This is a genomic window from Segeticoccus sp. (genome assembly GCF_035708005.1).
Map to the genome: position 1 here is coordinate 1 of NZ_DASSTI010000039.1, position 17322 is coordinate 17322.

Sequence of the window (17322 nt, forward strand, 5' to 3'; positions counted from 1 at the left end):
GACCACCCCGCCCAGGAGGGCGCGCTCGGCGGCTACCTGCGCTGGAAGAACAAGCACGCCCTTCCCAAGACCAACTTCGCCATCGGCTCCAAGATCCGACGCCCCGATTACCTACCCATCGCTGCTTGACGAGGCACTAGATCGGCGGGAGAGTGCCTAGATCGACGGGAGAGTGCCTAGATCGGGGTGAGGGTGCGGCTCGCCCAGACCTGCGCGGTCTGGTAGCCGAGCCCGTGGTAGATCCGGCGGGCGACGGTGTTGTCCGAGAACATCCCCAGCGTGCACACGCCGTCGCCCTGGATGCCCTGTCGGGTCAGGGCGGCGGTCAGCGCCAGGCCCCATCCAAGGCCACGCAGCTCGGGAGCCACGGTGATGCCGGACAGGTGCGGGTGGCCGGCGGTGTTGCGGTGCAGCGCGGCGCAGGCCACGGGGCGTCCCGCCTCGTCGCGCAGGCCGAGCCACCGGTCCGTGACGCCCTCGCCCGGGTGCCCGTGCGAGCGAGGGTTGCCCCGTGCCATGAGCGCTCGTATGCCGTCCGCATCCGCCTCGTCGTCGAGCTCGACCAGGTGCCCCTCGCCGGGGAAGACGGGCGGCACCGTGGTCGTCCACATCCAGTCCCAGTCCCCACCGGTGATCCGGTCCGCCGGCACCGGGTCGGACCCGGCCGCGAGGAACCACGGCAGCAAGTCCGCGCAGGCCTGGGGCAGTGAGACGGACGCGCGCGGGAACCGGCGGTCCAGACCAGTGGACCGGAGCTCTCGTAGCAGGCGATCCACGCCCGTGGGTGGCCCGATCGCCGTGAGGCTCGTGCGACGTGACGTGCCGGTCCGCACGAACGCGACGGCCTCGGCCGCCCCGTCCGCGCGCATGCCGACCGCCACGGCGGGATCGCTGTAGTGAGAGGGCAGTTCGTAGCGGACGAAGGCGTCGTCCCCGCTGGCCCGGAGCACCTCGGCATAACCGTGCAACGGGCGCAGCGCCGAACTCGCGCGTGCTGGCGTCACACGCCGAGCCTGCCAGATAAGCAGGCCAACAGTTTCGGGGGCCTTCGTTTCCGGTTTGTTATCTGTCGTCTCGTGACTTGGGCACCACCGGCAGGCAAGATGTGTTCGGCCCACCGGCCAGCGAAGGAGGACCTGGACCGGTGTGAGCGCTCGGGAAACGTGACCGTGAAGATTTGGGGAGCAGTCTGTGCTGACGTTCATCGTCCGGAGGCTGCTCAATTACGCCGTGATGCTCTTCGTCGCCGTCTCCGGAACGTACTTCCTGGCCTCCTCGTTCCTCAGCCCGCGCTCGAACTACCTGGCGCGTCGGCCGGTCCCGCCGGAGCACTCGATCGACCTGTCGCTCAACGAGGCCAACATCAACGACAAGACCCCGCTGGTGACGCGCTACGTCCACTGGCTCGGTGACGTCCTGCACGGCAACTTCGGCCTCACCCCCGACCTCGCCCCCATCAACGGGGAGCTGCCGCACCGGATCCTGCTGAGCACCGAGCTGCTCGCGCTGTCGACGGTGCTCGCGGTGATCATCGGCGTGGGACTCGGCGTCTACACCGCCATCCGGCAGTACAAGCTGTCCGACCGGTTGAGCAACGGGTTCACCGTGCTGATCATGTGCATCCCCGCCCCGGTGCTCTACCTGTTCGTCGTGCTCGGCGGCATCAGGTTCAACGAGGCGACGGGCCATCGCTGGCTCTACGTCACCGGGCTCGGTGACTCCAGCGTGCAGGGGTTCTTCCCGAGCCTGGTGGACTACCTGCAGCACATCGCGTTGCCGACAATCGGCCTGACCCTCATCGGCTACACCGCCTACCACCTCACGCAGCGCACCTACCTGCTCGACACCCTGAACGAGGACTACGTGCGCACCGCCCGCGCCAAGGGCGTCCGCCACCACGTCGCGATCCGCCGGCACGCCCTGCGCACGTCGTTGATCCCGACGGCGATGGGCGTCGCGTGGTCGATCGCCGCCATGTTCACCGGCGCGGTCTTTGCCGAGAACCAGTTCGGCATCAACGGGATCGGCAAGTACTTCATCGACGCCCTGGGCAAGAACGACATCAACGGCGTCGTGGCCGCTGCCGGGTTCGCCGGTGTGTGCACCTGTGCGGGCCTGCTCCTCGCCGACGTCGTGGTCGCCCTGCTCGACCCCCGGATCCGGATCAGCTGAGGCCCCAGATGACCAACCCCACCGACGGCGCCCTGCTCGAGAAGGTCGCGGAGGACAGCCGGCCGCAGATCCGCCGGGTGAGCAAGGGCACCATCACCCTGCGCCGCTACCTGCGCAACCGTCCCGCGGTCCTCGGCCTCGTGATCTTCCTGCTGCTCGTGCTCTTCGCGGCCTTCGGCTCGTTCATCGCGAAGTTCCCCTACGACCAGCAGGACTTCCTCAACCTGTCCACCGGCCCGAGCGCTGAGCACTGGTTCGGCACGGACGTCGCGGGAGGCGACGTGTTCGCGCTCACCATCCGCGGTCTGCAGCGCTCGCTGATGATCGGCGTCATCTCCTCGGTCGGCATGACCGTGATCGCTGCGTTCGTCGGCACCGCGGTCGCCTACTTCGAGGGGTGGACGGAGCGGATCGGCATGTGGCTGCTGGACATGCTGCTGGTCATTCCCTCCTTCCTCGTGCTCGCCGTGCTCGTCAAGAACAGCAGCGGCTCCAACGGCTGGTTCATGCTCACGCTGGCGCTGATGGGGTTCGGCTGGATCCCCTACGCCCGTATCCTGCGCTCGATCGCGCTGTCCCTGCGCGAGCGGGAGTACGTCCAGGCAGCCAAGTTCATGGGCGAGCGCGACCTGACCATCATCACCCGGCACATGATCCCCAACCTGGGCTCCATCCTGATCATCCACACCGTTCTCGGGGTCGGTTACTCGATCACCGCGGAGACCGGGCTGTCTTTCCTCGGCTTCGGCGTGAAGCCACCGGACATCTCCCTCGGTGTCCTCATCCACAACGGTGCCGGCTCGGTGCTCACCGCACCGTGGATCATGGCGATCCCGTCGGTCTTCCTCATCGTGCTGCTCTTGTCGATGACCCTCATCGGTGACGGGCTGCGCGACGCCCTCGACCCCGCGTCCAGCTCCGGAGGCAAGGCGTGAGCACGCTCAGCGACGTCAGCACGCAGACCGGGCCCGGCCGTCCGACCGGCAGCGTCCCGGTGCTGCGGGTGGACGACCTCCACGTCACCTTCGCCAGTGAGGCCGGACGGGTGCGGGCGGTCCGCGGCGTCTCGTACGCTCTGCAGCCGGGGCAGACCCTCGGCATCGTGGGGGAGTCCGGCTCCGGCAAGTCCGTGACCTCCCTCGCGGTGATGGGCCTGCTGCCCCCGACGGCCGCCATCAGCGGCTCGATCCGGCTCAACGATCGGGAGCTGCTCGGCCTCGACGACCGGGAGATGTCGGGGATCCGCGGCAAGGAGATCGCGATGATCTTCCAGGACCCGCTGTCCGCGCTCACGCCCGTCTTCGACATCGAGACCCAGCTCGCGGAGGCGCTCACGACCCACCAGCGGCTCGGCGGCACAGGCCTGCGCAAACGGTCGCTGGAGCTGATGGACCTCGTCGGCATCCCGAACGCCAAGGCGCGGCTCAAGTCCTACCCCCACGAGTTCTCCGGGGGCATGCGGCAGCGCGTGATGATCGCGCTCGCCATCGCCAACAACCCCGACGTGATCGTGGCGGACGAGCCGACCACGGCCCTGGACGTGACCATCCAGGCCCAGATCCTTGACGTGCTGAAGGACGCCCAGCACGAGACCGGTGCCGCCGTGGTCATGATCACCCACGACCTCGGGGTGGTCGCCGGTATCGCCGACCAGGTCCTGGTGATGTATGCCGGCCGGCCGGTCGAGCTCGGCTCCGTCGAGGACGTCTACTACCGGCCGCGGATGCCCTACACGATGGGCCTGCTCGGCGCGGTTCCGCGGGCCGACAAACGGGAGTCCACGCGGCTCGTGCCGATCCAGGGGACGCCGCCGTCGCTGGTCGACCTGCCGCCCGGGTGCCCGTTCGCGCCCCGCTGTCCGATGGCCATCGATGCGTGCCGCGACCGCGAACCCGAGCTGCGCGCCGCCGGTGACGACCCCGCGACCCACGCGGCCGCCTGCATCCGCTCGGACGAGATCGCCCGGCAGGGACTGACGTTCGACCAGATCTACGACGTGCCGGAGACCGTGGCGGGCACGTTCGACGGCATCCCGCGCGAGGAGCGCCAGATGGTGCTCCAGGTGGAGGACCTCGAGCGGCACTTCCCGCTGACTGCGGGCAAGTTCTTGCGTCGCAAGGTCGGCGCCGTCCGCGCCGTCGACGGGGTCAGCTTCGAGGTGCGCGAGGGCGAGACCTTGGCGCTGGTCGGTGAGTCGGGCTGTGGCAAGACCACCACCCTGATGGAGATCATGCAGCTGCGCGCACCCCAGGGCGGCAAGGTCGTGCTGATGGGGCGCGACGTCGCCGAGCTGCGGGGCCGCACCGACAAGATGGCGATCCGCAGCCAGCTGCAGATCGTCTTCCAGGACCCCATGGCCTCGCTCGACCCGCGGATGACCGTCTACGACATCCTCGCTGAGCCGCTGAAGGTGCAGGGGCGGCGCAAGGACGAGATCAACCGGCGGATCACCGAGCTGATGCGGCTCGTGGGGCTCAACCCCGACCACGTGGACCGCTTCCCGCGCCAGTTCTCCGGCGGCCAGCGCCAACGCATCGGCATCGCCCGCGCCCTCGCGGTGGAGCCCAAGCTGGTCGTCCTCGACGAGCCGGTCTCAGCTCTGGACGTGTCGATCCAGGCCGGCGTCGTCAACCTGCTCGAGGACCTGCAGGCCCAGCTCGGCGTGTCCTTCCTCTTCGTGGCGCACGACCTGTCGGTCGTCCGGCACATCGCCGACCGGGTCGCCGTGATGTACCTCGGGCAGGTGATCGAGCTCGGCCCGACCGAGCAGGTCTTCCAGACCCCGCAGCACCCCTACACCCATGCGCTGCTGTCCGCCGTGCCCGTCCCGGACCCGGAGGTCGAGCGGCACCGCACCCGCACCCTGCTCGAGGGAGACCTGCCGAGTCCCACCTCGGAGATCGTCGGCTGTCGATTCGCCAGCCGGTGCCCGAAGCGCCTGACCCTGGGCGAGCACGACAGGGCCCGCTGCGACGAGGAGCAGCCTCGGCTCACCGGAGAGGAGGGGGCCGACCAGCAACGCGCCTGTCACTTCCCCTTGTGACGTCGTCCGACGTGGCGCACGTCCGTACAGCACGACCACGGTGCTCGCCTCCCGCCCGCGGGCTCGGCCGGCACCGGACTCACCCAACACCGCGATACATCACTCTGGAGAGGCAATGAAGAACACCAAGACGGCCCTACTGGCCGTGGCGCTGAGCGCCTCGCTGTTCGCCGCCGCCGGCTGCAGCAGCTCCAACGACAACGCGTCGGGGAACAAGACCGACAGCGGCTCCACCTCGGGCTCCACGGCGAGCTCGTCCGGTGAGATGAAGACCGAGCCTGCGGACGGCATACCGGCCAGCTACCAGGGCAAGCTGCCGATGCCGGAGCTCGGCAAGGACTACACCAACCCGCAGCCGCGCAGCAACGTCAAGGACGGGGGGACGCTGACCCTGCCGATCGCCGAGCTGGGGCCGAACTTCAACGACTTCAACTCGGACGGCAACTCGGTCTACGTCGCCGACATCAAGGACAAGATCGCTCCGCAGCTGTGGGACTACGGCATCGACGGAACGCCCAAGCCGAACAAGGACTACCTGCTCTCGGCGAAGGTCACCAGCGAGAAGCCGATGGTGGTCACCTACGAGCTGAACCCGAAGGCGAAGTGGAACAACGGTGACCCGATCACCTGGCAGGCCTTCAAGACCACCTGGATCACCCAGAGCGGCAACAGCGACAAGTACAACCCGGCCGCCACCGACGGCTACTCCTCGATCAAGAGCGTGGAGAAGGGCAAGAACGCCAAGGAGGTGAAGGTCACCTTCAAGACGCCGTTCTACCCCTATGAGCTGCTGTTCAAGAACATCGAGCACCCCAAGAACCTCGACGCGAAGTTCTACAAGACCGGCTGGGTGAACAACCTGCACCCGGAGCTGGAGGCCGGCCCGTTCACCGTCGGCAAGCTGACCAAGGACCAGCTGACCCTGGTGCGCAACCCGAAGTGGTGGGGTGAGAAGTCCAAGCTGGACAAGATCGTCTACCGCCAGATGGAGGACTCGGCCTCGATCAACGCCTTCGTCAACGGCGAGGTGGATGCCACCGGGGTGGCGACCGCGGACCGGCTCAAGCAGGCGCGCCAGCGCGACGACGCCCAGATCCTGCGCGGTTTCCGGACCGTCACGGGGGTGTACATCATGGCCAAGTCGTCCCCCTTCTTCAAGGACGCGCAGGCCCGCAAGGCGGTCATCCTGGGCACCGACCGCCAGCTGCGCGCGAAGATCAGCTACAAGGGTCTCGACTGGAACGAGGAGCCCCCGGGGTCGGAGCTGATGTACCCCTTCCAGAAGGGCTACCAGGACAACATGGCCGACCTGCACTACAACCCGGACGAGGCCAAGAAGGTCCTCGACGACGCGGGCTGGAAGATGGGCAGCGACGGCTACCGCAGCAAGGGTGGCGTCAAGGCGCAGTTCAACTACGTCAACTTCAGTGACGACCCGGTCACCAACGCCACGGCGCGTGCCCAGCAGCAGATGATGAAGGCCATCGGCATCAAGATGGACATCGACAACCGCAAGGCGTCCGACTTCAGCACGACGCTGACCAAGCGGAACTTCGACCTCATCGCGATGGGCTGGTCGGCCAGCGACCCGTTCGGCTACTCCTCCTCGATCTGCCAGCTCTACTGCTCCGACTCCGAGAGCAACTTCTCGGGGATCGGCAGCAAGGCGATCGACAAGGAGCTGAAGAAGGTCTCCACCATCAAGGACATGGACGAGGCCATCAAGGTCGCCAACGATGCGGAGAAGAAGGCGCTGCACCTCTACGGCACCTTCCCGATCTCCAACGGTCCCCGCATGGTCGCCGTGAAGAAGGGTCTGGCGAACTACCGCGGCAGCGAGTTCGGGCTGGCCGGCTTCAAGACCATCCACGCCGAGGACCTCGGTTGGCAGAAGTAACCGCGGGATAGCCTGCGGGCGTGCAGAGCGACCCCGGCGACACCCCCGACCTCTTCGCCGCCGCTGGCGGCGAGAGCGCCCCGGGCACCGTGTCGTCGGGGTCGTCTGCTGCGGCCCACGACGCCGGGGAGGATGCCCGGATCCCGCCGCTGGCGGTCCGGATGCGGCCGCGCTCGCTGGAGGAGGTGCGCGGGCAGTCCTCGGTGCTGCGCCCCGGCAGCCCGATGCGCCGGCTGGTCGAGGGATCCGGCGGTGCCGCCGGGCCGCTCTCGGCGATCCTGTGGGGGCCGCCCGGCACCGGCAAGACCACCCTGGCGCACCTGGTGGCCGGAGCCGCCGGTCGTCGGTTCGTGGAGCTGTCCGCGGTCACCGCCGGCGTCAAGGACGTCCGCGCCGCGATGGACTCCGCCGCGCGCGAGCGCGACCTCTTCGGCCGGCAGACCGTCCTCTTCCTCGACGAGATCCACCGCTTCACCAAGGCGCAGCAGGACGCGCTGCTGCCCGGCGTGGAGAACCGGCTGGTCATCCTCGTGGCCGCCACCACGGAGAACCCCAGCTTCTCGGTGATCGCCCCGCTGCTGTCCCGCTCCATGCTCATCCGCCTCGAGCCGCTGTCGGACGACGAGCTCGTCGACCTGCTCGACTCGGCGCTCACCGACGACCGGGGCCTGGCGGGCGAGTTCACCCTTGACGACGAGGCACGCCAGCACATCGTGCGGATGGCCGGCGGGGACGCTCGTCGAGCCCTGACCACGCTCGAGGCAGCGGCAGGCGTGGTCCTGGACGCGCAGGCACCGGGCAGCAGCCCCGAGGGTCCGATCCCGATCGCCCTCGCGGACGTCGAGCAGGCGGTGGAACACGCGGCGGTGCGCTACGACCGTGCCGGCGACCAGCACTACGACGTGGCCAGCGCCCTCATCAAGTCGATGCGGGGCAGCGACGTCGACGCCGCGCTGCACTACCTCGCGCGGATGCTCGAGGCGGGGGAGGACCCGCGCTTCATCGCGCGCCGGATCGTCATCGCCGCCAGCGAGGACGTCGGGATGGCCGACCCGACGGCCCTGCAGACGGCCGTCGCTGCACTGCACGCGGTCGCGCAGATCGGGATGCCGGAAGCGCGGATCATCCTCGCGCAGGCCGTCGTCCACAACGCCCTGGCGCCGAAGTCCAACGCCGCCTACAACGGCATCAACGCAGCCATCGCCGACGTGCGGGCTGGTAGGGGCGGTCCTGTCCCAGCCCACCTGCGCGGCAGCGGGTATGCCGGCGCGCAGCGCCTCGGGCACGGCGCCGGGTACCGTTACCCCCACAACGCCGCGGATGGCGTCCTGCCCCAGCAGTACCTGCCCGACGACCTCGCCGAGTCCGCGGACTACTACCACCCCACGACGCGCGGGTGGGAGGAGCGCCTCGGTCCGCGCTGGGCGCGGCTGCGCTCCCTCGTTCGCGGCGAGGAGCACCCGCCACCTGCAAACGGTTGACGTTTACCAACCTGTAGTCGGATATCGTTGACATCGGTGGGCCTGCGTGGTTTCTTGACTCCCATCGGCTCTGACCCGACGACACCGGTCGTCACGGGGGGCCACGGGCACAGTCCAGGGAGAGACTCGATGAGCACTACACGTCACGTTGCCAAGATCATGGGTGTCGCCGGGGCGTCCGGCCTCACGCTGGCGCTCGCCGGAGCCCCCGGTGCGGCCCTCGCCGACAACCAGGGCACGGTCCTCAAGCAGGCCTACAGCGCGACGATCGACACGTTCAACCCCTTCATCTCGATCTACCTGACGCCCACCGGCATCAACCGGCTGGTCTATGAGAACCTCGTGCAGTACAGCGCGAAGGACTCCTCGCCCACGCCGGGCCTGGCCACCTCGTGGGAGGCGACCGACGGGGGCCGCACCTGGACCTTCCACCTCCGCAAGGGGATGACGTGGTCCGACGGTGAGCCGATCACCTCGGCGGACCCGCAGTGGACCTACACCGAGATGATGAACGACCACGACATGGCCGTCGCCAACGGCTCACTGGTCACGAACTTCAAGTCCGTCGAGGCGCCGGACAAGGACACCCTCGTCATCCACATGAAGCAGCCGCAGGCCTCCAACCCGGGCCTGGAGATCCCCGTCGTGCCCAAGCACGTGTGGTCGAAGCTGAAGAACCCGGCCAAGTTCGGCAACGACAAGGACGTCGTCGGCTCCGGTCCGTTCGTGCTGGAGTCCTACAAGCCCGAACAATCCGTCGTGCTGAAGGCGAACCCCCACTTCTGGAAGGGCAAGCCGAAGATCGACGGCCTCACCTATGTGTCCTACAAGACGATGGACGCAGCCGTCCAGGCCCTGAAGTCCGGGGAGGTCGATGTCGTCGGCGACCTGACCGTCCCGCAGTTCCAGGCGCTCAAGAAGGTCGACGGCATCACGGTCAACTCCGGTGCGCAGCGCCGATTCGGTGCGCTGGCGATGAACCCGGGCGCCCAGACCCAGGACGGCACCCCCATCGGCAACGGCAACCCGGTGCTGAAGGACCCGGTGGTCCGCCGCGCCATCCGTCAGGCGATCAACGTCCAGGAGCTGATGGACAAGGTGTTGCAGGGCCACGGCACCCTCGCCACGGCCTTCATTCCCGCGGTCTACCCGAAGTGGCACTGGAACCCCGACAAGTCGGAACTCGCGTCCTACGACCCGGCCGCCGCGAACGCCGCGCTGGACCAGGCCGGCTACAAGAAGGGCCCGGACGGCATCCGGCTCGACAAGCAGGGCAAGCCGATCGTGCTCGACCTGATGGTCCTCGGTGACGACCCGCAGGAGAAGCAGGAAGCCGACTTCATCGTCCCGTGGCTGAAGCAGATCGGGCTGAAGGTCAAGCTCGACGTCACCGACGGCGACGCCGCTGCGGTGCGCACCCAGTCCGGCAAGTACGACCTCTACTTCACCGGCTGGAGCCAGGGCTCGGACCCCGACTACCAGCTCGGCATCAACACCTGCAACGCGCTGCCCACCAAGACCAACGGCAGCGACAGCACCACGCAGGACTTCTGGTGCAACAAGGAGTTCGACAAGCTCTACGCCCAGCAGCACTCCGAGACTGACCCGGCCAAGCGACAGGAGATCGTGCAGCAGATGCAGGCGATCTTCTACAAGTCCGCTCCGGAGGTGGACTTCTGGTACCCGGACCGGCTCGAGGCGTGGCGTTCTGACCGGTTCACCAACCTGACCAAGCAGCCGACCAACGGTGGCGTCATCACGGCCCAGTCCGGCTACTGGTCGATGTACGGTGCGACGCCGGTCAAGGGCAGCTCGTCGTCGAACGGCGGTCTCGGCGCGGGCGGTTGGACGGGGATCGGCGTGGCCGCGGTCATCGTGATCGGCGGCGGTGCCTTCCTCGCCACCCGTCGGAAGAAGACCGCTGACGAGCGCGAGTGACGGTGTCGGAGTCCCTCAGCGCGCAGGACGTCGTCGCCGAGCCGGGCGGAGCTGGTCCGGGCAGCCTCGGTGAGGACAGGGACGCCCGGATCGGCACGTCCTTCGGCCGGTATGCCGCGCGGAAGGTCGGCGGCGCCGTCGTCAGCCTGGTCATGGTGGTCCTGTTGGGCTTCTTCGCCTTCCGCGTCCTGCCCGGGGACCCGGTGGCCACGATGACCCGCGGCAAGGTGATGTCGGCGCAGCAGCTGGCCACCTTGAAGCGACAGCTGGGGCTCGACCGGTCGCTGATGGCCCAGTTCTGGATCTACCTGCGCGACCTGCCGCAGGGAAAGCTCGGGACGTCATACAGCTTCCGGCGGCCGGTGACCGAGATCATCGCCGAGCACCTGGTCCCGACGCTGCTGCTGATGGGCATCTCGGCGGTCATCGCCATCGTGCTCGGCCTGTGGGTCGGGCAGAAGTCCGCCTGGGTGCGCGACAGCCTGTTCGACCGGGGCAACACAGCCGTGGCGCTGATCCTGTGGTCGGTGCCGACCTTCTGGCTGGGACTGTTGCTGTTGCTCGTCTTCGGCGGCACGTTGCACGTCCTCCCGACCGGTGGGATGCAGACGGCCGGGTCGACCGCGACGGGACTCGTCCATGTCTGGGACGTCGCGCGGCACCTGGTGCTGCCGGTCATCACGATGGTCGCGGTGACCTATGCGCAGTACCTGCTGGTCATGCGGGCCTCGCTCCTGGAGGAGATGCACGAGCCGTACCTCACGACGGCGCGCGGCAAGGGGTTGCGCGAGGACCTGGTCCGGCGTCGCCACGCGGTGCCGAACGCGCTCTTGCCGACCGTGACCCTCGTCTTCCTCCACCTCGGGACGCTCGTTGCCGGAGCCGTCACCGTCGAGACCGTGTTCTCCTGGCCCGGACTGGGCTACCTGACCTACCAGGCCCTCACCGGGCCCGACCTGCCCCTGTTGCAGGGCACGTTCGTCGTCTTCTCCACGATCGTCATCCTCATGAACCTCATCGCCGACCTGCTCTACCGTTTCCTCGACCCCCGCGTGCGTGCCGCGTGAGTGGCGACGACAGCGTGGGGACCCGAGCGGAGCGAGAGCGAGGCCCGGAGCGCCGAGGAGCCCCAACCGAGAGCATGACTGGCGAGACGACGAGTCGAACAGCGCTGCGCAGCCCACGGTCGGTGACCCGGGCCCGGCGGATCCGGCGCCTCCGCGAGGTGTGGGACGGCCTGCGGGCCAGCAGGAGCGGCATGGTCGGTCTGGTCGTGCTCGCCGTCGTCGTCGCGCTCGCCCTGCTGGCGCCGGTGATCGCGCCGTCCCGGCTGCTGGACGTGACGCAGCTCGACAACCCGGTCAACCACGCGCCGACCTGGGCCCTGCCGCTGGGTACGGACCCCTCCGGCCGATCGGTGCTCGTCCTGCTCCTGTGGGGCTCGCGGGTGTCGCTGCTCGTCGGTGTCGTCGCCACCGTCATCTCCATGGTCATCGGCACCGTGGTCGGCATGGCGGCCGGGCACTTCGGCGGCTGGGGAAGCGCCGTGCTGATGCGGGTCATCGACTTCTTCCTCGTGCTGCCGTCGCTGGTGCTCGCGATCGTGCTGTCCAGCGTCCTGCAGCGCGGGGTGTGGACCGTGATCATCGCGATCGGGGTCACCTCCTGGGCCGGCACCGCGCGCCTCGTGCGGTCCCAGACGCTCACCATCGAAGCCCGTCCCTACATCGAGCGGGCTTGGGCGCTCGGCGCCGGCAACCGGCACGTGATCGGCAAGCACGTCCTCCCGGCCGTGATGCCGCTGGTGATGGCGAACACGACCCTCACCGTCGGCGGCGCGGTCATCGCCGAGGCGACCCTGTCCTTCCTCGGGCTGGGCGACCCGACCAAGCCGTCCTGGGGGACGATGCTCAAGCAGGCCATGGACTCCGGCGCGGCGACGGCCGGCTACTGGTGGTTCCTGCTGCCGCCGGGCGTGGCCATCGTCATCGTGGTGCTCAGCTTCACCGTGGTCGGCCGCGCGTTCGAGGCGGTCATCAACCCGACCTTGCGGAGCCGTTGATGCCCGATCTGAGATTCGAGGACGTCAGCATCACCTACCGGGTCGCGTCCGACACCGGTCGCGGTGACGTCGCCGCCGTGCGCGGCGTCACCTTGGAGCTGCCCGCCGGCGGCACGCTCGGCATCGCGGGGGAGTCCGGCTCCGGCAAGTCCACCCTGGCGATGTCGGTGCTGCGGCTGCTGCCCCGGAACGCCAGGGTCACCGGGCGGGTGCTGCTCGGGGACGACGACGTCCTCAGCCTGGGCTGGGGCCGGCTGCGCGCCGTCCGCTGGGCGGAGGCCTCCGTGGTGTTCCAGGGCGCGATGCACTCGCTCAACCCGGTGCGCCGCGTCGGCGCCCAGGTCAAGGAGGCCCTCGAGCTGCACGTCAAGGACGACTACCGGACCGACAAGGCACGCGACGCGCGCGTGGCCACCCTCTTCGACCAGGTCGGGCTGGCGCCGGAGAAGGTGCACGCCTACCCCCATGAGCTCAGCGGCGGCCAGCGCCAGCGGGTCATGATCGCGCTCGCCCTCGCGTGCGACCCCGACGTCGTCATCGCGGACGAACCGACGACCGCGCTGGACGTGGTGGTCCAGGCACAGGTCCTGTCCCTGCTGGCCGACCTCGTGCGGGAGCGCGGCATCTCGCTGCTGATGATCACCCACGACCTGTCCGTCCTGGCCTCGGCCTGCGAGCGGATCGCCGTGATGAAGGACGGCGTCGTGCTCGAGCAGGGCCGTAGCCGGGAGGTCGTCACGAACCCGCAGCACCCCTACACCAGGGCACTCGCGGCCGCCTTCCCCGTGATCGGCGACCCGGCCTCCCGGCTGCACCCGGTGTCCCGCGCCGAGGCGGAGGGCAGTACGGCCCCCGCCACCGACGCACCGTTGCTGGCGGTGGGCGAATCGGGAGTCGCCAACCGCCAGCAACTGCCGGCGAGCGGCGGGGAGCCCCAGCCGCCCGGGGAGGTGCTGCTCGAGGCCCGCAACGTGTCGGTGAGCTTCCGCACCAAGGCCGGCCTCGTCACCGCGGTCGACGACGTGTCGCTGCAGTGCCGGGCGGGGGAGATCGTCGCCCTCGTCGGCCAGTCGGGATCGGGCAAGACCACCTTGGCGCGCACCCTGCTGGGGCTGCACCCCGTCGATCGGGGCCAGGTCGTCTACCGCGGCCAGCCGCTGGCCCGGCAGCAGAAGGCGCTCAAGGACTTCCGCCGCAAGGTCCAGCTGGTGTTGCAGGATCCCTCCGGCGCGCTGAACCCGAAGCAGTCGGTCTACGAGTCGGTGGCCGAGGGCATCCGCATCCACCGGCTGCCCGGCACCGAGGACGAGCTCGTTGCGCGCGCCCTGTCCCGTGCCGAGCTGCGTCCGCCGGAGCAGTTCTTCTCGGCCATTCCGCAGGAGCTGTCCGGGGGCCAGCAGCAGCGCGTCGTGATCGCCGGCGCCCTCGCTCTGGACCCCGAGTTCCTGCTCGCCGACGAGCCGGTGGCCTCCCTCGACGCCTCCGTGCGCGGCGAGATCCTGGCGCTGTTGCTGCGGCTGCGCCGCACCCTCGGTCTGGGGGCGCTCGTGATCACCCACGACCTGGGGCTGGCATGGAACATCGCCGACCGGGTGCTCGTCATGTACGAGGGACGGATCGTCGAGGAGGGCACGGTCGAGGACGTGCTGCTCCACCCACAGCACGACTACACCCGAACGCTGCTGGCAGCGGTGCCTGTCGCAGCGGCGAGTGCCGGCTGAGGTCGAGTAGGGTTTGCCGCAGCACGAGTGCGCGCGCTGGCGCGTGCCCGCGATCCGACCACCACACGACCTGCAGCCGATCGACGAGGTGAACAGAGGTGAACACGTGAGCCCCCAGTCCCCCAGCGACCGCGCGGGACGAGCGGTGCCTCCGGTCACGAGACGGTGCACGGACCTCGACCGGACGGGCCGGCGAGCTCGGTAGGGGTGGGCTCGGTGCCCTGAGCACCCGAGCACGCCCCGGCTCCGCCCTGTCCCGCCCCCCAGACGAGGTGAATTGAACGATGCAGACGGCCGAGATCCGACGTCGGTGGCTGACCTACTTCCAGAGCAAGGGGCACGCCGTCGTGCCCAGCGCCCCCCTGCTGTATGACGACCCGAACCTGCTGTTCGTCAACGCCGGCATGGTGCCCTTCAAGCCCTACTTCCTCGGGCAGGAGCAGGCGCCGTGGAAGCGAGCCACGAGTGTCCAGAAGTGCCTGCGCACCCTGGACATCGAGGAGGTCGGCAAGACCAGCCGGCACGGCACCTTCTTCCAGATGAACGGCAACTTCTCCTTCGGCGACTACTTCAAGCGGGGCGCCATCGAGATGGCCTGGGAGCTGCTCACCTCGCCGCAGGCCGACGGCGGCTACGGGCTCGACCCGGAGCTGCTCTGGCCGACCGTCTACGAGGAGGACGACGAGGCCTACGGCATCTGGCACGACGTCGTCGGCGTGCCGGCCGAGCGGATCACCCGGCGGGGCAAGAAGGACAACTACTGGCACATGGGCGTGCCCGGCCCCGGTGGGCCCTGCTCGGAGATCTTCTTCGACCGGGGTGCCGACTACGGCGCCGAGGGCGGTCCCGCGGTCGACGAGGACCGTTACATGGAGGTCTGGAACCTCGTCTTCATGCAGTACTCGCTGTCCGCGGTGCGCAGCAAGGAGGACTTCGACGTCGAGGGCGAGTTGCCCGCGCGCAACGTCGACACCGGCATGGGCCTGGAGCGGATGGCCTGCGTGCTGCAGCACGTGGACAACCTCTACGAGATCGACGAGGTCAAGCCGGTCCTCGACACCGCGGCCGAGCTGGCCGGCAAGCGCTACGGCGAGCACAGCCGGCACGACGCGGCGCACAGCCACCCCGACGACGTGCGGCTGCGCGTGGTCGCCGACCACGTCCGCAGCTCGCTGATGCTCATCGGCGACGGGGTGACGCCGGGCAACGAGGGACGGGGCTACGTGCTCCGGCGGATGTTGCGGCGCGCCGTGCGCTCGATGCGGCTGCTCGGGGTCGAGGAGCCGTCGCTGCCGGTGCTCCTGCCGGTCAGCATGGAGCGCATGAAGGCGTCCTACCCGCAGCTGGAGCGGGACTTCGGCCGGATCAGCGAGGTCGCCTACGCCGAGGAGGAGGCGTTCCGGCGCACGCTCGCGGCCGGCACGACGATCCTCGACACCGCGGTGCAGCGGGTCAAGGGCTCCGGTGGCCACGTCCTCGGCGGCGAGCAGGCGTTCGCGCTCCACGACACCTACGGCTTCCCGATCGACCTCACCCTCGAGATGGCCGCCGAGCAAGGCGTGCAGGTGGACGAGGACGGCTTCCGCCGGCTCATGGCCGAGCAGCGACAGCGGGCCAAGGCGGACGCCAAGGCGAAGAAGAGCAGCCACGGCGACACCTCGGCATACCGCTCGGTGGCCGACGAGCTGGGACATGACGTGGAGTTCACCGGCTACGACGAGACCCGCTCCGAGGGGCGCGTCGCCGGCCTGCTCGTGCAGGGTGCGCCGGTGTCCGCGGCGCACGAGGGGGACGACATCGAGCTCGTGCTCGACCGCACCCCGTTCTACGCCGAGGGCGGTGGACAGCTCGCCGACGGCGGGCTCGTGCAGCTGGCCGACGGTGCGGTGGTCGAGGTCCGCGACGTGCAGAAGCCGATCAGCGGGCTCATCGTGCACCGGGCCACGGTCCGCTCCGGTGAGGTGACGGTCGGCCAGCAGGCCCAGGCGGTGGTGGACATCGCCCGGCGCCGGTCGATCTCGCGCGCGCACACCGCGACGCACATGGTGCACAAGGCGATCCGCGAGGCGCTGGGGGAGACGGCCACGCAGGCCGGGTCCGAGAACGCGCCGGGGCGGTTCCGGTTCGACTTCAACGCCCAGCACGCCGTGCCGATCACCGTGCTGCGCGAGGTCGAGGCGCGGGTCAACGAGCTGCTCATGGACGACCTGCCGGTCCACGCCGACGTGATGACCCAGCAACAGGCCCGCGACATCGGCGCGATGGCGCTGTTCGGGGAGAAGTACGGCGAGCAGGTCCGGGTGATCTCGGTCGGGGAGTGGGCCCGCGAGCTGTGCGGCGGCACCCACGCCCAGCGCTCCGGGCAGCTCGGCCTGGTCAAGCTGCTCGGGGAGTCCTCCATCGGCTCCGGGGTGCGGCGGGTCGAGGCCCTCGTGGGCACCGACGCCTACGATTTCCTCGCCCGGGAGCACGCGGTCGTCGGGCAGCTCACCGAGGCGCTCAAGGCGCGTCCGGAGGAGCTGCCCGAGCGGATCTCCTCCATCCTCACCCGACTGCGGGAGGCCGAGCGCGAGATCACCGCGATGCGACAGCAGCAGGTGCTCGCCTCCGCTGCGGCGGCCCTCGGCGGGGCGCGTGACGTGGGCGGGACCACCTTCCTCGGGCACGACGCCGGGCCGGACGTGGCGGCCGACGACCTGCGCAGCCTCGCGCTCGACCTGCGCCAGCGGCTCGGCAACGAGCGACCCGCGGTGGTCGCCGTGGCCGGCGTCGCCAAGGGCCGGCCGGTGGTCATCGTCGCCACCAACGAGTCCGCCCGAGCCGGCGGCATCCGCGCCGGCGACCTGGTCAAGGTCGGCGCGCAGACCCTCGGCGGCGGGGGCGGCGGCAAGCCCGACCTCGCGCAGGGCGGCGGCTCGGACCCCAGCAAGGTCACCGAGGCCCTGGGTGCGGTGGAGCACGCCCTCGGTGAGCGCGTCGGAGCGGGTCGGTAGCCGCCGGTGCGCCAG

11 protein-coding genes are annotated in these 17322 nt (G+C 69.6%); 10 read left to right on the plus strand and 1 reads right to left on the minus strand.

Translation table 11 applies throughout. From position 1 onward, the window contains the following. Positions 1 to 176: 176 nt before the first annotated feature. Positions 177 to 1004: a GNAT family N-acetyltransferase gene (locus VFL99_RS04390; RefSeq protein WP_325105116.1), complete on the minus strand. Its 828-nt coding sequence runs from the start codon at positions 1002 to 1004 to the stop codon at positions 177 to 179. Positions 1005 to 1191: 187 nt separating this feature from the next. On the opposite strand from VFL99_RS04390, the gene VFL99_RS04395 reads away from it, so the two are divergent. The 10 genes from VFL99_RS04395 (at position 1192) to alaS (ending at position 17307) form a co-directional block, all read left to right on the plus strand. Further along, positions 1192 to 2172 (plus strand): ABC transporter permease, encoded by a 981-nt coding sequence (locus VFL99_RS04395; RefSeq protein ID WP_325105117.1) that lies wholly within the window; start codon positions 1192 to 1194, stop codon positions 2170 to 2172. Between the two features lie 8 nt (positions 2173 to 2180). Further along, complete coding sequence (locus tag VFL99_RS04400; RefSeq protein ID WP_325105118.1) at positions 2181 to 3107, plus strand: ABC transporter permease; 927 nt, start codon at positions 2181 to 2183, stop codon at positions 3105 to 3107. Further along, complete coding sequence (locus tag VFL99_RS04405; protein ID WP_325105119.1) at positions 3104 to 5215, plus strand: ABC transporter ATP-binding protein; 2112 nt, start codon at positions 3104 to 3106, stop codon at positions 5213 to 5215. Before VFL99_RS04400 ends, VFL99_RS04405 begins: the two co-directional genes overlap by 4 nt. A 115-nt stretch (positions 5216 to 5330) precedes the next feature. Further along, a complete protein-coding gene (locus VFL99_RS04410; RefSeq protein WP_325105120.1) occupies positions 5331 to 7112 on the plus strand; it encodes an ABC transporter family substrate-binding protein in 1782 nt (593 codons plus the stop codon). 161 nt (positions 7113 to 7273) lie between these two features. Beyond that, complete coding sequence (locus VFL99_RS04415; RefSeq protein ID WP_414713715.1) at positions 7274 to 8593, plus strand: replication-associated recombination protein A; 1320 nt, start codon at positions 7274 to 7276, stop codon at positions 8591 to 8593. A 129-nt stretch (positions 8594 to 8722) separates the two neighbouring features. Further along, positions 8723 to 10531, plus strand: a complete 1809-nt coding sequence (locus tag VFL99_RS04420; protein WP_325105121.1) for an ABC transporter substrate-binding protein — start codon at positions 8723 to 8725, stop codon at positions 10529 to 10531. Next, complete coding sequence (locus VFL99_RS04425; protein WP_325105122.1) at positions 10528 to 11598, plus strand: ABC transporter permease; 1071 nt, start codon at positions 10528 to 10530, stop codon at positions 11596 to 11598. The genes VFL99_RS04420 and VFL99_RS04425 overlap by 4 nt, the downstream gene beginning before the upstream one ends. Before the next feature lie 74 nt (positions 11599 to 11672). Continuing rightward, on the plus strand, positions 11673 to 12593 hold the full coding sequence (locus tag VFL99_RS04430) for an ABC transporter permease (RefSeq protein ID WP_325105123.1): 921 nt from the start codon (positions 11673 to 11675) through the stop codon (positions 12591 to 12593). After that, positions 12593 to 14314: an ABC transporter ATP-binding protein gene (locus tag VFL99_RS04435; protein WP_325105124.1), complete on the plus strand. Its 1722-nt coding sequence runs from the start codon at positions 12593 to 12595 to the stop codon at positions 14312 to 14314. The genes VFL99_RS04430 and VFL99_RS04435 overlap by 1 nt, the downstream gene beginning before the upstream one ends. Before the next feature lie 284 nt (positions 14315 to 14598). After that, positions 14599 to 17307 (plus strand): alanine--tRNA ligase, encoded by a 2709-nt coding sequence (gene alaS / locus VFL99_RS04440; protein WP_325105125.1) that lies wholly within the window; start codon positions 14599 to 14601, stop codon positions 17305 to 17307. Positions 17308 to 17322 lie beyond the last annotated feature (15 nt).